General features: G+C 66.4%; 18 protein-coding genes. 13 read left to right on the top strand and 5 right to left on the bottom strand.

Annotated features, from left to right (window positions below; genetic code table 11):
• Window positions 1–5: 5 nt before the first annotated feature.
• From AC13GA_RS03395 to AC13GA_RS03375, 5 genes are all read right to left on the bottom strand, one after another.
• Entirely contained in the window at window positions 6–1,505 is a 1,500-nt protein-coding gene (locus AC13GA_RS03395) for a PepSY domain-containing protein (RefSeq protein ID WP_482997519.1), read from the bottom strand.
• 11 nt (window positions 1,506–1,516) lie between these two features.
• Window positions 1,517–3,655, bottom strand: coding sequence for a TonB-dependent receptor (locus AC13GA_RS03390; RefSeq protein WP_482997518.1), 2,139 nt, complete (start codon window positions 3,653–3,655; stop codon window positions 1,517–1,519).
• 119 nt (window positions 3,656–3,774) lie between these two features.
• Entirely contained in the window at window positions 3,775–4,170 is a 396-nt protein-coding gene (locus AC13GA_RS03385) for a DUF2946 family protein (protein ID WP_426355770.1), read from the bottom strand.
• A 216-nt stretch (window positions 4,171–4,386) separates the two neighbouring features.
• A complete protein-coding gene (locus tag AC13GA_RS03380; protein WP_046982767.1) occupies window positions 4,387–4,641 on the bottom strand; it encodes a hypothetical protein in 255 nt (84 codons plus the stop codon).
• 11 nt (window positions 4,642–4,652) lie between these two features.
• On the bottom strand, window positions 4,653–4,877 hold the full coding sequence (locus AC13GA_RS03375) for a hypothetical protein (protein WP_482997517.1): 225 nt from the start codon (window positions 4,875–4,877) through the stop codon (window positions 4,653–4,655).
• A 491-nt stretch (window positions 4,878–5,368) separates the two neighbouring features.
• Between AC13GA_RS03375 and AC13GA_RS03370 the strand changes: the two genes are divergently transcribed.
• From AC13GA_RS03370 to AC13GA_RS03310, 13 genes are all read left to right on the top strand, one after another.
• Complete coding sequence (locus AC13GA_RS03370; protein WP_482997516.1) at window positions 5,369–7,705, top strand: VapE domain-containing protein; 2,337 nt, start codon at window positions 5,369–5,371, stop codon at window positions 7,703–7,705.
• Window positions 7,705–7,980: a DUF7696 family protein gene (locus AC13GA_RS03365; RefSeq protein WP_448117826.1), complete on the top strand. Its 276-nt coding sequence runs from the start codon at window positions 7,705–7,707 to the stop codon at window positions 7,978–7,980. The genes AC13GA_RS03370 and AC13GA_RS03365 overlap by 1 nt, the downstream gene beginning before the upstream one ends.
• A 73-nt stretch (window positions 7,981–8,053) precedes the next feature.
• Window positions 8,054–8,281, top strand: a complete 228-nt coding sequence (locus tag AC13GA_RS03360) for a hypothetical protein (protein WP_426354205.1) — start codon at window positions 8,054–8,056, stop codon at window positions 8,279–8,281.
• A 42-nt stretch (window positions 8,282–8,323) separates the two neighbouring features.
• Window positions 8,324–8,962 (top strand): deoxynucleotide monophosphate kinase family protein, encoded by a 639-nt coding sequence (locus tag AC13GA_RS03355; RefSeq protein ID WP_482997515.1) that lies wholly within the window; start codon window positions 8,324–8,326, stop codon window positions 8,960–8,962.
• Between the two features lie 168 nt (window positions 8,963–9,130).
• The gene (locus tag AC13GA_RS03350) at window positions 9,131–9,514 is read left to right on the top strand and encodes a hypothetical protein (RefSeq protein ID WP_482997514.1); all 384 of its coding nucleotides are present in this window, start codon (window positions 9,131–9,133) and stop codon (window positions 9,512–9,514) included.
• Between the two features lie 92 nt (window positions 9,515–9,606).
• On the top strand, window positions 9,607–9,774 hold the full coding sequence (locus tag AC13GA_RS03345; protein ID WP_482997513.1) for a hypothetical protein: 168 nt from the start codon (window positions 9,607–9,609) through the stop codon (window positions 9,772–9,774).
• Window positions 9,775–9,870: 96 nt separating this feature from the next.
• Window positions 9,871–10,299 carry a Mor transcription activator family protein gene (locus AC13GA_RS03340; protein ID WP_253078974.1) on the top strand — a complete coding sequence of 143 codons (429 nt, stop codon included), beginning with the start codon at window positions 9,871–9,873 and terminating at the stop codon, window positions 10,297–10,299.
• Window positions 10,296–10,646: a hypothetical protein gene (locus AC13GA_RS03335; RefSeq protein ID WP_046982774.1), complete on the top strand. Its 351-nt coding sequence runs from the start codon at window positions 10,296–10,298 to the stop codon at window positions 10,644–10,646. Before AC13GA_RS03340 ends, AC13GA_RS03335 begins: the two co-directional genes overlap by 4 nt.
• Window positions 10,643–11,128 (top strand): glycoside hydrolase family 24 protein, encoded by a 486-nt coding sequence (locus AC13GA_RS03330; protein ID WP_046982775.1) that lies wholly within the window; start codon window positions 10,643–10,645, stop codon window positions 11,126–11,128. Before AC13GA_RS03335 ends, AC13GA_RS03330 begins: the two co-directional genes overlap by 4 nt.
• Window positions 11,128–11,499 (top strand): hypothetical protein, encoded by a 372-nt coding sequence (locus AC13GA_RS03325; protein WP_482997512.1) that lies wholly within the window; start codon window positions 11,128–11,130, stop codon window positions 11,497–11,499. Before AC13GA_RS03330 ends, AC13GA_RS03325 begins: the two co-directional genes overlap by 1 nt.
• Window positions 11,438–11,746: a hypothetical protein gene (locus AC13GA_RS03320; RefSeq protein WP_253078977.1), complete on the top strand. Its 309-nt coding sequence runs from the start codon at window positions 11,438–11,440 to the stop codon at window positions 11,744–11,746. The genes AC13GA_RS03325 and AC13GA_RS03320 overlap by 62 nt, the downstream gene beginning before the upstream one ends.
• Window positions 11,747–11,861: 115 nt before the next feature.
• A complete protein-coding gene (locus AC13GA_RS03315; RefSeq protein WP_253078978.1) occupies window positions 11,862–12,416 on the top strand; it encodes a hypothetical protein in 555 nt (184 codons plus the stop codon).
• Window positions 12,413–13,003: a phage baseplate assembly protein V gene (locus AC13GA_RS03310; RefSeq protein ID WP_046982779.1), complete on the top strand. Its 591-nt coding sequence runs from the start codon at window positions 12,413–12,415 to the stop codon at window positions 13,001–13,003. Before AC13GA_RS03315 ends, AC13GA_RS03310 begins: the two co-directional genes overlap by 4 nt.
• The last annotated feature ends 17 nt before the right edge of the window (window positions 13,004–13,020 follow it).

Here is a 13,020-nt window from a genome sequence, read left to right as displayed (position 1 = left end):
CAGCATCAGCGCCGCCGCACCTTCATCCGCAACCGGCGGTAGCCGATCACCGTGGCCGTCCCGCACAACGCCGTGCCAGCAGCGCTCAGCAGCAGCAACACAGCCAGCCTCGCACCTTCCTGACGCAGCATCGCTGGCAGATCCCAGCTGTGCAGGAAGTAGAACAGCCAGCGCCCCACCCGTTCCCGATGCCCCATCGTCAGCAACGGATCGCCGGTGGCCAGATCGAGATAGACACGCGTCGCCTCGGCATCGCCGAAGTCCGCCACTGCCACCGGAAAGCGGCGCACCGCCGCACCATTCATGGCCTCCGGTGCACGCGGATAGAAGTACGCATCCGGCGCTTGCTGGACTGCGAAACCCTGCATCGGCACGTCGGACATCGCCCCTGCCTTCTGCCGCAGCCACTCTGCGGGCAACACGCGCGCAACCTGCAACTGCCCTTCAACCTGGGACACGATGCGGGTATCGCCTTGTCCATCCAGCAGCACCGCAAACAGTTCACCACCGATGCGCCGCCACTGGATCTCCACCGGCTTGAACCGCGTAGTGTCGGCCACCGCCAGCAGCGCCGCTGGGGCACCCAATGCGCCATCCACCACCACCGCAGCACCGCGATAGCGTCCACTGTCGATCGCCTCGCGTGTGCTATTGAAAATCCCCAACGGATTCATCGACATCAGCCCACTGAAGATCCAGGTAAACACGAAGGCCGCAGCCACCAATCCGATCAGATGGTGCCAGCGCATCCACGGCTCGACATACGGTGTCTTCGCACCCGAGCGGTAGTGCCCACGGAAACGCCAGCGCCACACACCCACCACGATGCCGCTGACCGCCGCCACCGTGCACAGCGCGGACAACACAATCACCACCCACGTCCACACCGGGTCCACCGACTGCATGCGCAGGAAGTACAACCAGTGCAGCCACGCGCCCACATAGTTCCAGCGCTGCTGCACCCGTGGTGCATCCAGTACCACTTCGCCGGTGTGCGAGGACACGTACAGGTCTCCCGGCTGTGCACCACCCACTTCCACCCGGTACAGCGGCCGATGTACGTCCAGTGCACGCGAATGCGTCCAGCGGTCCTCGTCCACCCGCATCGCGCCCACGAACGCCTGGCCGCCGGCGAACTGTGCAGCTGATGCTTCGGCACGCTGTGCCGACACCGGCAGCAGGGCCTGGCCAGTGACGGCTGACCACGCCCCAACGTTGCTTCCCGTGCGCACCACATACGCAGGCGCGCCTCGCAACGTGGTCAGGGCCACGGCCTCCGGCTCGGCCTGCACCGCGGCAGGCAGTACCGACAGCCCCTGCAGGTCGCGGGCGTCCCCCAGCACGGGCAAGGCTGCCAAGCGCTCCCCCGGCGTCAGCTTCGGGTAGCCGATGAACAGCATCACCATGCCGCTGACAAACCACAGCAGCATCAGCAGGCATCCGCCGATGCCGAGCCAGCGATGCACCAGGTAGGTCCAGCGCTTGGCCTTCGATCGCAGCGACATGGTGCGCGTCCTCAGAAGCGATGATCGACGGAGAACTCGACGCGGCGATCCGCGCCCAGCAGCCACTGCGTGCTGGTGTAGTACGCGGTTGCGTAGTACGCCTTGTCGAACACGTTGAACATGCGAGCGGTCAGGCGCGTGCGCGGTGCTGCCTGCCAGGTCAGCGCCAGATCGGTGGTGCTGTAGCCGGGCAATTCCAGCGTGTTGGCATTGTCGGCGTAGCGCTTGCCGACATAGCGCACGCCAGCGCCTGCGCTCCAGTCCGGCAGGAACTGCCAGCTCAGCCATGCGTTCGCCAGCCGCTCGGCCACGTTCGGCGGCACGTTGCCATCACGCGACACCAGTATCGCCGGCGAGCCTGTGGTTTCCAGGAAGTCCTCGAACTCGGCCTTCAACACCGTGGCATTGGCATCGAGCGACCACTTCGGCGCGAAGTTCCAGTTCAACGACGCCTCGATGCCCCGGGAAGTCTGTGCTCCCACCTGCACCCGGCGATCCGGCACCAGCGGGTCGCGGCTGAGCAGGCCAGTCTTGCGGATGCGATACGCGGCCAGCGTCCACTCCCCGCCCTCGAAGGCCTGCTTCAGGCCGACCTCGATCTGCCGCCCCTTGGCCAGGTCGAATGCACCATTGGCCGGGCTGATCATCAGCAGGCCGCTGACCGGATCCGCCGCCTGCGAGTACTGCGCATACAGGCTCAGCGTCGGCCGAAGCGCGAATACCGTACCTGCACGCCAGCCGGTGCTGCTGTAGGTCTTCGAAAACGCGTTCTGGCCGCTGATCAGATCAGTACGATCGATACGTGCACGGTCGTGGCGCAGCCCACCCAGCACCGACCAGCGCTCGCTCAGCGCCAACCGGTCTTCCACGAACAGCGCGAACTGCTCGGCACTGTTGCGGTAGCGCGGCAGGTTCGGCGCATCGCTGGCGAACTGGCCCGGCACCGGATCGAACGGATCGACCGGGCCCGAGCTGCCGGCATAGGTGTTGTTGGTGTGCTTGAAGTGCGCGCGGTTGGCGTCCAGGCCCACCGCGAAACTGTTCTGCAGGCCACCCGCCGTTCCCTGCACGCGCAGCGTGGAGGTCAGCCCGGTCTGGTCCTGGTTGTGAGTGATCTCGGTATTGCCCGATCGATCGATCAAGCCAGTGGCGCGGTTGTAGACATAGGCCTCGGCATTGCGCCAATCGCGCTGGCTGTCGATCTGGTAGAGGCGCGTGCGCCATTCCACATTCGCGTTCGGCGTCCACAGCGCATCGAACTGGGTCCAGCGATCGCGGTAGCGGATGTCGCTGTCTTCCACGTTGTAGTTGCGGTGGCGCAGCGCCTCCAGCTGTCGCCCCTCGACCAGCGGCGTGCCGAAGTAGCGCATCGGTTTCTGGTAACCCTGCGCGTGGGTAAGTGTCAGCTGCAGGTCCTGGCGTACCTGCCACAGCAATGCACCGGAGAAAGTGGCATCGCTGTTGCGGCCGCGGTCGACCCAGCCACCGCCGTAGTTCCCGCTCACATCCAGCCGGTAGGCCAGCTCCGGGGTCAGCGCGCCACCGCTGCCGAAGCCCAGGCGCGCGGTGTCTTCGCTGCCCACGGTTACGCTGATCTCGTTCTCGATGGCACCGCGCGAAGGCTTCTTCGGCACAATGTTGATCACCCCGCCGATCGCCCCGTCGCCATGGATCACCGAGGCTGGTCCGCGCAGCACTTCGATGCGCTCGATCGACCAGGTGTCGAACGGGAAGGTGATGCCCACGCCGCCGTACTGGCGCAGCCCGTCATACAACCGCATCACCGAGGCGCCGTCGGTGAAGCCACGGCTGGACAGTGCACTCAGGCCGTTGCCGGGGTGCGGCATGGCACTGATCGCGCCTGCCCGGCTGATCGCATCGTTGAGGTTGTTGTCGCCACGCTGTTCCAGCTGTTCGCGCGAAATCACCGTCAGGCTGGCCGGTGTCTGCAGCACGCTCAGGCCCAGTGCAGAGCCGGCGCTGGCGGAGGAAGACAGTTCACCGCTGCGGGTGTCGACCACGCGCACCGTATCCAACGTGGTGGGGGGAGCCGCGTCGGCGGCAAGCAGGGGAGCGGTGTGCAGCAGCAACGCGCACAGGACAGGTAGCGTCGCCCGGCGCAGGCGCGCGGAGTTGGGGTTCGTTTTCATTCTTTCACGGCATGCAGGGCCGCCCGGTCGGCCGGGCAGCAGGAAGAAATGCGCACGCGGTAGCGCCGGGCCATGCCCGGCGACTTCAATCGAACTGAATGAATGACCGCGTGTTCGGCTCAGACAGCCGCAGCCACCGGTGGTCCCCGTGCGCCCAACGTTCCTGCAATCCGCTGCGGCAACGCCCGCACCGCACCACGCAGCGCGCGGCACACCGGTGCCATCGGCGCCAACAGCAGCAGCGCTGCCACCAGCAGGGTGATCAGCCGGGCGGCGATCAGGCAGTAATCGCAGTCCACGCCCATCTCATGATCGGCATGTGGATCGACAGCCGGCTTCGCTTTCGATTCCCCGTGCTGCATTGCCATCGCGTGATGGTCGTGGTGCCCTTCCATCGCCTGCTGCGCATGCTCTGCGTGCATCGCGTGATTCATGGCTGCGACCGGTGCGATGGCCGCAACGTGACCACTCGCCAGCCAACGGCTCACCAGCGGGGCGAGCAGCACCAGCAGCATGGCAAGCCATGCCAGGGCCTGGAACCGGCGGTGGAGAGCAGAACGTCGCACGCCACCATTCTACGGGGCTGCAGCCAACCTTGGACCACGTTCAGGGTTGCTCCGCAGGTGGTGCGACGTTATGACGCAGCCTCGTTCGCGAGGCGCACTGATCACCCTGGAGGGGACGGAAGGGCGCCCAGCCTGGCCGGCCCCTTCCGCCCCCGATCGGCAACGCTAGAACCGCACCGGCTGCTGCACCGCGCGCTCCAGGAACATGACACCCGCCTGCAGGCTGTTGCGGGCGTTCTCCAACCAGCGCTCCGGGTCGGCCATCGCGAATCGCTCCTGTGCATCCACGTCCCCCGCATCCGCCAGATCGGCCAGCTGCAGATGGATGTGGTTCTCAACCAGGCTCACCAGCATGGCGAGCTCGGCCGACAATCCGGCGATGCGTTCGGTGAAGCCAGCGTCGTTGCTGTTCAGAGACATGTCCCCTGTTCCTATGCGTTGCGGTGTTGATGGATGGCTTCGAAACGCTCGGCACAGGCAGGCCCACAGAACAGCCTGGCCGGATCTTTGTCGAAGTCTTCGCTGCAGTCCGGGTTGTGGCATTCCCCAATGGGCGTGAGAGGGGCAACGCTGCTGGCCCGCGTTGCGTGCTGGGCCAATGCGCGTTGCAGGTGGCGCGCTTCCAGTTCCTGCGCTTCGTCGATGGTGTCCGTCATGCCAGTCGTATTTTATCGAGGGGTGGTCGCACCGAATGAGAACGCTGCGGCGGCAATGCACGACGCGCGCGTTTCATCGGATCGGTGTGCTTCGGCGAGGTCGGTTTCAGGCATGCAGGCTCCTTGTGCATGGACGCCCGGACAGGGCGATTGAGAGAGGAAAAGCGGCCGTGCTGCACGGCCACGCCATCATCGGGAAACCGGTTCTCGCCAACTGCGACGGAACACGCTGATGAAGGCGATCTGCGATCGCCATCGCATCTCCCACGCGAGCTTCCACACCCCGCAAGCAATTGGGGATGAAAGGTAATGGAAGGGATTGCAAAAGGCGAAGTGATCCGACACCATGAGCGCCTCAGCACATCCCACCGCCTACTGACCACCTCGCGTCGGGCAGCCGCCGCATGGCCTGCGCACGGCAGGCAACACACAGCACCCTTGCTGCCACCGGTCGCTGTGAATCGAACCATGTTTCAAGGGGATCCCGCCGAATGCACACACCGCACCCAGCACAGAACGTCGTTCCCGCGTTCCTGCAGGCCATGCATGCACACGGCATCGTGCCGGACGCGCGCGGACGCGATGCACTCAATGCCGACGGCACGCTGGTGCGCTTCCATGTGGAGGGCGATCGCCGCGGCACCCGCAACGGCTGGGCCGTCCTGTTCGGTGACAACGTCCCCGCAGGTGAGTTCGGCAGCTGGCGTACCGGAACCCGCCATGCCTGGTGCGCGAAATCACCGACCACACTGAGCGCAACCGAACAGCGTGCGATCCGCCAGCGCCAGGAACGGGCCCGCGTCGAGCGCGAACAGCAGCAGCGCGAGCGCGAGGATGTAGCAGCCAAGGCCGCCAACGTACTGTGGAACCGTGCCGTGCCTGCCGATGGCAGCCATCCCTATCTCGTGCGCAAGGGCATCCAGGCGCATGGCCTGCGCGTGGCAGCATGGCCGGTACGCAACAGTGACGGGCTGGTGTTCCGTCACATCGACAACGCGCTGCTGGTGCCGGTGATGAACACAGCGGGCCGGATCGTCTCGCTGCAGGCGATCTTTCCTCGCGTGGACCCCGCACTCGCACGCGACAAGGACTTCCTGCCGGGCGGCCGCAAGCAAGGCTGCTTCCACGTCATCGGCAAGCCACAGCCGGGCCACCCCATCGCCATCGCCGAGGGCTATGCCACCGCAGAATCGATCCACCAGGCCACCGGCTGGTGCGTAGTGGTCGCCTGGGACGCAGGCAACCTTGCATCGGTGGCCCGCGCCTGGCGCAACGCCGTGCCCGACGCCAGCTTCGTACTCTGCGCCGACAACGACCAATGGACCCGACAGCCACTGGACAACCCCGGCGTCACCCAGGCCTCCCATGCTGCGGCGGAGATCGACGCACGCGTGGTGTGGCCGGAGTTCGCCGTTGTGCATGGCGATGATGACCGCCCCACCGATTTCAACGACCTGCATCTGCGCGAAGGCCTGGAGGTACTACGCGCCCAGCTGCTGCCCCTGCCAGCGACGGCGCCGGAGGCATGCCCGGCAGAGGATGAGCCGCAGCCAGCGCATGCCGCGCGCTACCTGGTGCCCGGCAACCTGTCCGCGTTCGACACTTTTACTCCGTTCCCGGACAGCAACGCGCGTGGCCGTCCGCTGCCGACGGCACGCAACCTGGCCGAACTGTGCCGGCGCACCGGGGTGACCGTGCGCTACAACGTCATCCGCAAGGACCTGGAGATCCTGGTACCGGGCCTGCAGACCACGGTGGACAATGCCAAGGAGGTCGCCGCCGGCGAAGTGATGGACTGCATGCACCGTGCCGGCATGGCCACGGCCAGTTTCGAGACCAACCTGTGCCAGGTGGCCGAGGCCAATCCCTACAACCCGGTCGCCAGCTGGATCACCTCGCAGCCATGGGATGGCCGGTCGCGCCTGCAGGACTTCTTCGATACCGTGCAGGAAGCCCAACCCACCCGCATGGCCGATGGCCGCATCCTGAAAGAGGTGCTGATGCGGCGCTGGTTGATTTCCGGTGTGGCCGCGGCGTTCGAACCGGACGGCGTGGTCGCCCGTGGGGTACTTACTTTCGTGTCGAAACAGAACCTGGGCAAGACACGCTGGGCGCGGCAGCTGGCACCCGCCGGGCTGCAGCTGATCGCCGACGGCGTGGTGCTTGATCCGGCCAACAAGGACAGCGTCAAGCAGGTCATCTCCAAGTGGATCGTCGAACTGGGTGAGGTCGACGCGACCTTCCGCCGCACCGACATCGCGGCGTTGAAGTCGTTCATCTCGCGCAGCCACGACGAGCTCCGCCGTCCCTATGCGCGCACGGAATCGCGCTATGCGCGGCGCACCATCCTGTTCGCCAGTGTCAACGATGAGCGCTTCCTGCGTGATGCCACCGGCAACAGCCGCTGGTGGACCGTGCATGCCGTGGCACTGGGCGAACCGGCGCGGATCGACATGCAGCAGGTCTGGGCCGAGGCCCACGCGCTGTACTGCAACGGTGAGACCTGGCACCTGTCCAGCGAGGAGCTGGATGCGCTCAATGCCACCAACAGCGAGCACGAACCGATCTCACCGATCGCCGAGCTGATCGACCGTCACTTCGACTGGTCCCTCCCTGCAGAGCACTGGAGCGCACAGTACCGCGCCACCGAGATCGTCATCGCCGTAGGCATCGACAAGCCGAACCGCCGCGAGGTCAACGAGGCCGCCGCCTACGTGGTCAAGCGCCATGGCGTGCATACCAAAGTGGTGGGCAAGGAGCGCGCCAAGGTCTGGCTGATGCCGCTACGGAAGCTCACCCTCGCCGAACACGCGGCGGATCCGTTCTGATGCCACGCACCCACGATGGTCGCGAGGCCGGCACCGATGGCACCGACTGGCGACTGGCCTGCGAAGCTCGCCGCCTGCTGCAGCTTGGGGGCTACCGCTACATTGATGCCTGTGGCCGCTGGAGGATGGTCAGCCCGCGCCGGCATCGTCAGCAGTATCTGGAACGTGTGCAGGCAATCCGTGGCCATGCCGAGCGCGACCGTCTTTCGGCGTTGGCACTGCGGATATGGGCCTCCGCCCATCCGGACAATGCACACAGGGATAAAAGTAGATGAAAGGTGTTGACTAAGAACATCGCTAAAGGCAAGATGCATGCACCGGCTACGCCACCTTCCAGGAGCACACGCCATGCCTCGCGCCCGACTGCATGCCTTCGAAGGCGAACAGCTGACCGTGCAGCAGATCCATCAACGCGTCCCCATCCTGTCCGAGCGCACCATCCGCGACCACCTGGCGGCTGGCCGTCGCACCCGCTCCGCCATGCTGTGCTTCGATCCGATCGCCGCTGCCGCACGTGGCGGACGCATCACCCAGCGCATGCTTCGCGCCCGCAGTGTGGCCAGCCGCGATTCCTGATCGCCGCCGCGCCTGTCGCATCCTCCCAGGAGTAGATACCGCATGATCCCCACCTCGCTCGACAACGGTCACCGCATGATCGCCGCCACACTGGCCGCATTCCGCGCCGGCCCCGCACTCGGCCGCGTGCCGCTGCGCAGCGCATCACTGGCGCGGCCACCGCTCTATATCGGTATTGCAGGCGGCAAGCGTGCCGGCAAGGACACCCTTGCCAATGGCCTCGCTTCGGCGCTGGCCCTGCCATGCGACAGCTTCGCCGCACCGCTGCGGCAGTTCGTCGCCTCCATTCTCGGGATGTCCCTGCGCGAACTGGACAGCCGCAAGGAGGATGCCATCGACTGGCTGGCCGACCTCACGCCTCGCCACATGATGCAGAGTGCCGGCACTGAATGGGGGCGCGACCGCGTCCACCCGGAGCTGTGGGTGCGCTCGCTGTTCTCGCGCCTGCCAGAAGGTGGCCTGGTTCCCGATGTCCGTTTCGCCAACGAGGCCCGCGCGATTCGTCGCCGCGGGGGTGTCGTGATCCGCGTCGTCCGCCCCGGCCAGCACAGCAGCGACCTGCACGCCAGTGAACAACCACTACCGGACGAACTGATCGACATCGAGGTATGCAACGACCGTACGCCAGCCGACCTGGTACGCAATACGCTGGACCAGCTGATGCGCCGCGGGTGGATCTGAACGCATGGCGCAGATGCCTGCATGATGAAGCGCGCAGCGCTTCCTGATCCCGGCCTGATGCCGGTCCGTGGCCCATCATCGGCGAAAATGCGGTAAGGTCGTCCCCCAACACCGACGGCACCTGCCGTCACCCTGCATCCCCAACCGCTTTAGAAAAGAGGAAATGTCATGGAGGTCGAACAGTTCACGTCGACGCGCCAGAAGGCCATCGAATTGTTCAAGTTGCAGCCCAAGGGTGGCAAGGACATCGTGAGCCTGGATGCGATCTTCATTTCGCTGTGCTCGCTGGCCAATGCCCAAACCGGGACCGGCAATGCCCTGCAGCCGCGTACCGCCGCCCGTCCGGGCAGCCAGCAGCCGCCTGCGCCATGGTTCACCGAAACCCTGGCTGCTCTCAAGGGCAAGGGCGAGTCGATCACCGTTGCACGCTTCCTGATGTTCGCCAACCGCTTCCCGGTCAAGCGCATGGACCAGGTCAACGCGGCGCGCTGGCTGCGCGATGCCGGCTACATACCGCGCAAGACCGGCGGCAACCTGGTGTTCGATCTTTGATCCAGCCTGACCTGCAGTCCTGAAGCCCCGGCATCGTCCGGGGCTATTTCGTTTCAGGGGTCACGCACCATGAGGATGGGCCGTCCTGCGTCATGCTCACCCTGTACCTGCCGCCTGCCCTTGCCCTGCCGTTGTTTTCTCGCGGTGAGGACAAGGAGTACTGCAAAGCGGCAGAAGTCCGGACACAGCGGGAAAACCTGAAAAAGCGCTTCAGAGACCTGCACCTGGAGGCACTCACCGATCCTCACCGCCGGCCCTGAACGCCTTCAGTACGTCGCGCTGAAAGTAGATGAAAGGTGTTGACGAAGGCCTCGGGATGGCAACAGTGGATATCCATGCCACTGAACAGTCTTCCCATGAACGCCTTGCCCGACAGCATCCAGACCCTGGCCGAGGTCATCGGCGAATCCGCAGCCCTCACGCTTGTGCGTGCGTGGCCGCCGACCACCTCCAGTACCACCGGACGCCATCGCGTCATCGTCTACGTCCCCTCCAGCCTGCCCGACCAGCACCGGCTGATCGACATCCTTGGCCTTGAGGTCGCGCAGCGACTGGTTGCTCACTTCGGTGGCGAGCTGCTGTTCCTGGCATCGTGCTTCGCCGCCAGTGCACATGAGCGCCGCGAGCAGATCGCACGCGCGGTGGCCAGCGGCACGCCCCGCGAGCATGTCGCGCGCGAGTTCGGCGTCTCGCAGACCACCATCAAGCGCGCGCTGCGCGGTGCCCGTTCCACGCCGCCACCACCAGTCCACCCGGCCCTGTTCAAGGGGTACGCACGCGCATGAACGAGAGCGACCTGCTGGCCGGCGTGCCGGACTGGGCCAAGTACCTGGGCGGTACCTCCGGCGTGGTGATCGCGGTATCGCTGTGGCTTCGACAATGGCTGTCCTCGGCCAAGGTCGACCGTACCGCCGACGAGGCCACCAGCAACACCCTGCGCACCCTGCAGGAGCAGCTGGCGGCCGAGCGCACGCGTGCCGATGAGCTGATGCACGAACGCGAAGCGATGGCCCAGGAGATCGGCCAGCTGCGCGGTGAAGTCAGCGCCCTGCGTGCCCAGGTCACCCAGCAGAGCGTGCAGATAGCTGCGCTGCTGGACCTGGTGCGCAAGCAGCCGGGAGCAGCCGCATGACCGCCGCTGCAGCCAGCGCCCTCGGCGGCACCAACGTCGCCGCGTTCCTGGACATGCTGGCCGTGTCCGAAGGCACCGATATTCCGCGCCAGCGTTCGCGTGACCGTGGCTACGACGTGATCGTCGGTGGCCAGCTGCTCAGCGACTACCGCGATCATCCGCGCGTGCTGGTATCGCTGCCGCGTTACGGCATCAAGTCCAGTGCGGCCGGCCGCTACCAGTTCCTGCGCAGTACCTGGGACGACCTGCGCGCTCGCCTGGCCCTGCCCGATTTCGGGCCGGTGTCCCAGGACCGTGCTGCGGTGGCCCTGCTCAAGCAATGCGGTGCCTACGAACTGGTCCGCCTCGGCCGCTTCGACGCCGCCGTCAGCGCGGCACGGGGGATCTGGGCCTCGCTGCCGGGCGCCGGATATGGGCAGAAGGAGCATGCGCTGGAGACGCTGCGCGCGGCCTATAGCGCCGCCGGTGGGAGCCTTTCCTGATGCCGATCCTGCTCCGGATGCGCATCGCCCTGCTTGCACTGGTCGCCAGCCATGTGGTCTGCGCCTGGCTGGGCTGGACACTGCGCGACCGCAGTGCCGACCGCGCCGTCGCCATGGCGCAGGCGGCGCAGCAGGCCCTGCGCGCCGGCATCGCCCAGGCCGCCCACCAGCAGGACCAGGCCAACGCACGTGCCAGAGCACAGGCCGAATCACAGCACGTCGCCGCACAGGCCGCGCGCAGCCAGCAGTTCAACGCACTGCAACAGGACATCGAGACCCATGCCAAGACCCCTCGCCGTGATCGCGGCAATGCTGACGCTGAGTTCGTGCGCATCTGGCGCGAAGCCAACGCAGGCTCCTCTCAGCATTGATCTGCACATCGCGCCAGCCCAGCTGCGCGCGCCGCGAGCCCTGCCGGACCTGCAGGCCGCGGACGACGATGCGCTGCTGCGCAACCACGTCGCCGTGGCGCGGTACTACCACGAACTGGCTGACCAGCTGCGCGCCCTGCTGTGCAGCCTCGGCAGCCAGCAGGGCTTCACCCTCAATGGCGCGCCACTGGTGAAACCAGCCGGATGTACCGCCGGTGACACCACAGGCGCGCACGGCCCGTACTGAGCCGGCTAAGGCCACGCCTGCAATACCGCCCACCCCGGGTGATGGCAACACTACATGCAGACAGCGCGCGTTGCCCCCGATCGCGCGCGTCCTCCCATTCAACGTACGAGCTGACATGGCGAACGACTCCCAACCTTCCACTCTCGACGCGCTGCATGCCGCTATCGAAGCCGCGATCCGCGCGCGCTTTCCGGGCTTCGCAACCGTCGATTTCTATCGCGACGCGAGCGCCGAAGGGCCGGTCACGCCGGCCTGCCTGCTGGCACTGACCCGCTGTGATCGCGGCAAGGACAACGACGACGGCAGCGGTCAGCTGCAGGCCGTGCTGCGTTTCGAAGCGCGCATCGTCGTGGCTTCCGCCAATGCAGGCGCAGCGCTGCAGCTGCGTAACGCCGCTGTTGGCCTGGCGAGCTGGCTGCATCAGCTCGGCCGATTCCCAGGCGCACCCAGTGGGGCGATCGAGGTGATCGCCGCGCTGCCCGAGGATCCCGCAACGGCACAGCCCGGGCTTCGCACCTGGGTGGTCGAGTGGTCGTTGCCGGTCGCCCTGGGCAGCAACAGCTGGGAAGAAACCGGTGGCGTGGTGCCGCAGGCCTTCTACAGCTTCGTGCCGGAGATCGGTAGCGATCACCAGGCCCGCTACCAGTCCATCGAGGGAGCGGCACCATGAGCGCCGAACACGCCAGGCTGATCGCCAACCTGTTGATGATCGGCGTCGTGCGCGAGCTGGATGAGGCCAATGGCCGCGTGCGCATTGATGCCGACGGCATGCTCACCGACTGGATTCCCTGGCTGGAACGGCGTGCCGGGCCCGGCGTGCGCAGCTGGTGTGCACCGGAGCCGGGAGAGCAGGTGGTGCTGGCCTGCCCCTACGGCGATCCAGGCCAGGCGCTGGTGCTGGGCAGCCTGTACCAGGATCGCTTCCCGGCGCCGGCCGATTCGCGCCTGCGGCAGCGCACCGAGTTCGCCGACGGCAGCTTTGTCGAGTACGACCGGGAAACCACCACGCTGACCGTCAACGCCGGCAACGGCAACGTCATCGTCCACTGCAGCAATGCGCAGGTGATGGCCACGCAATCGCTGCTGCTCGATACGCCGTCGATCAAGGCCACCGGCGACCTCGAGGTTGCCGGCGCGATCACCGCCGGCAAGGACATCAGCACGCCGGCGGAGATCAAGGCCGGCGCCATCGGCCTCAAGGCCCATACACACACCGCGCAGGGACCGACTGCACCGACTACGCCCGCGCAGCCCTGAACGGCCACGCGTGCAAT

It is taken from the genome of Stenotrophomonas sp. 22DLJC03, assembly GCF_056861405.1.
Note: the sequence above shows the minus strand (reverse complement) of the source record. Positions and strands in the feature narration are given on the sequence as shown.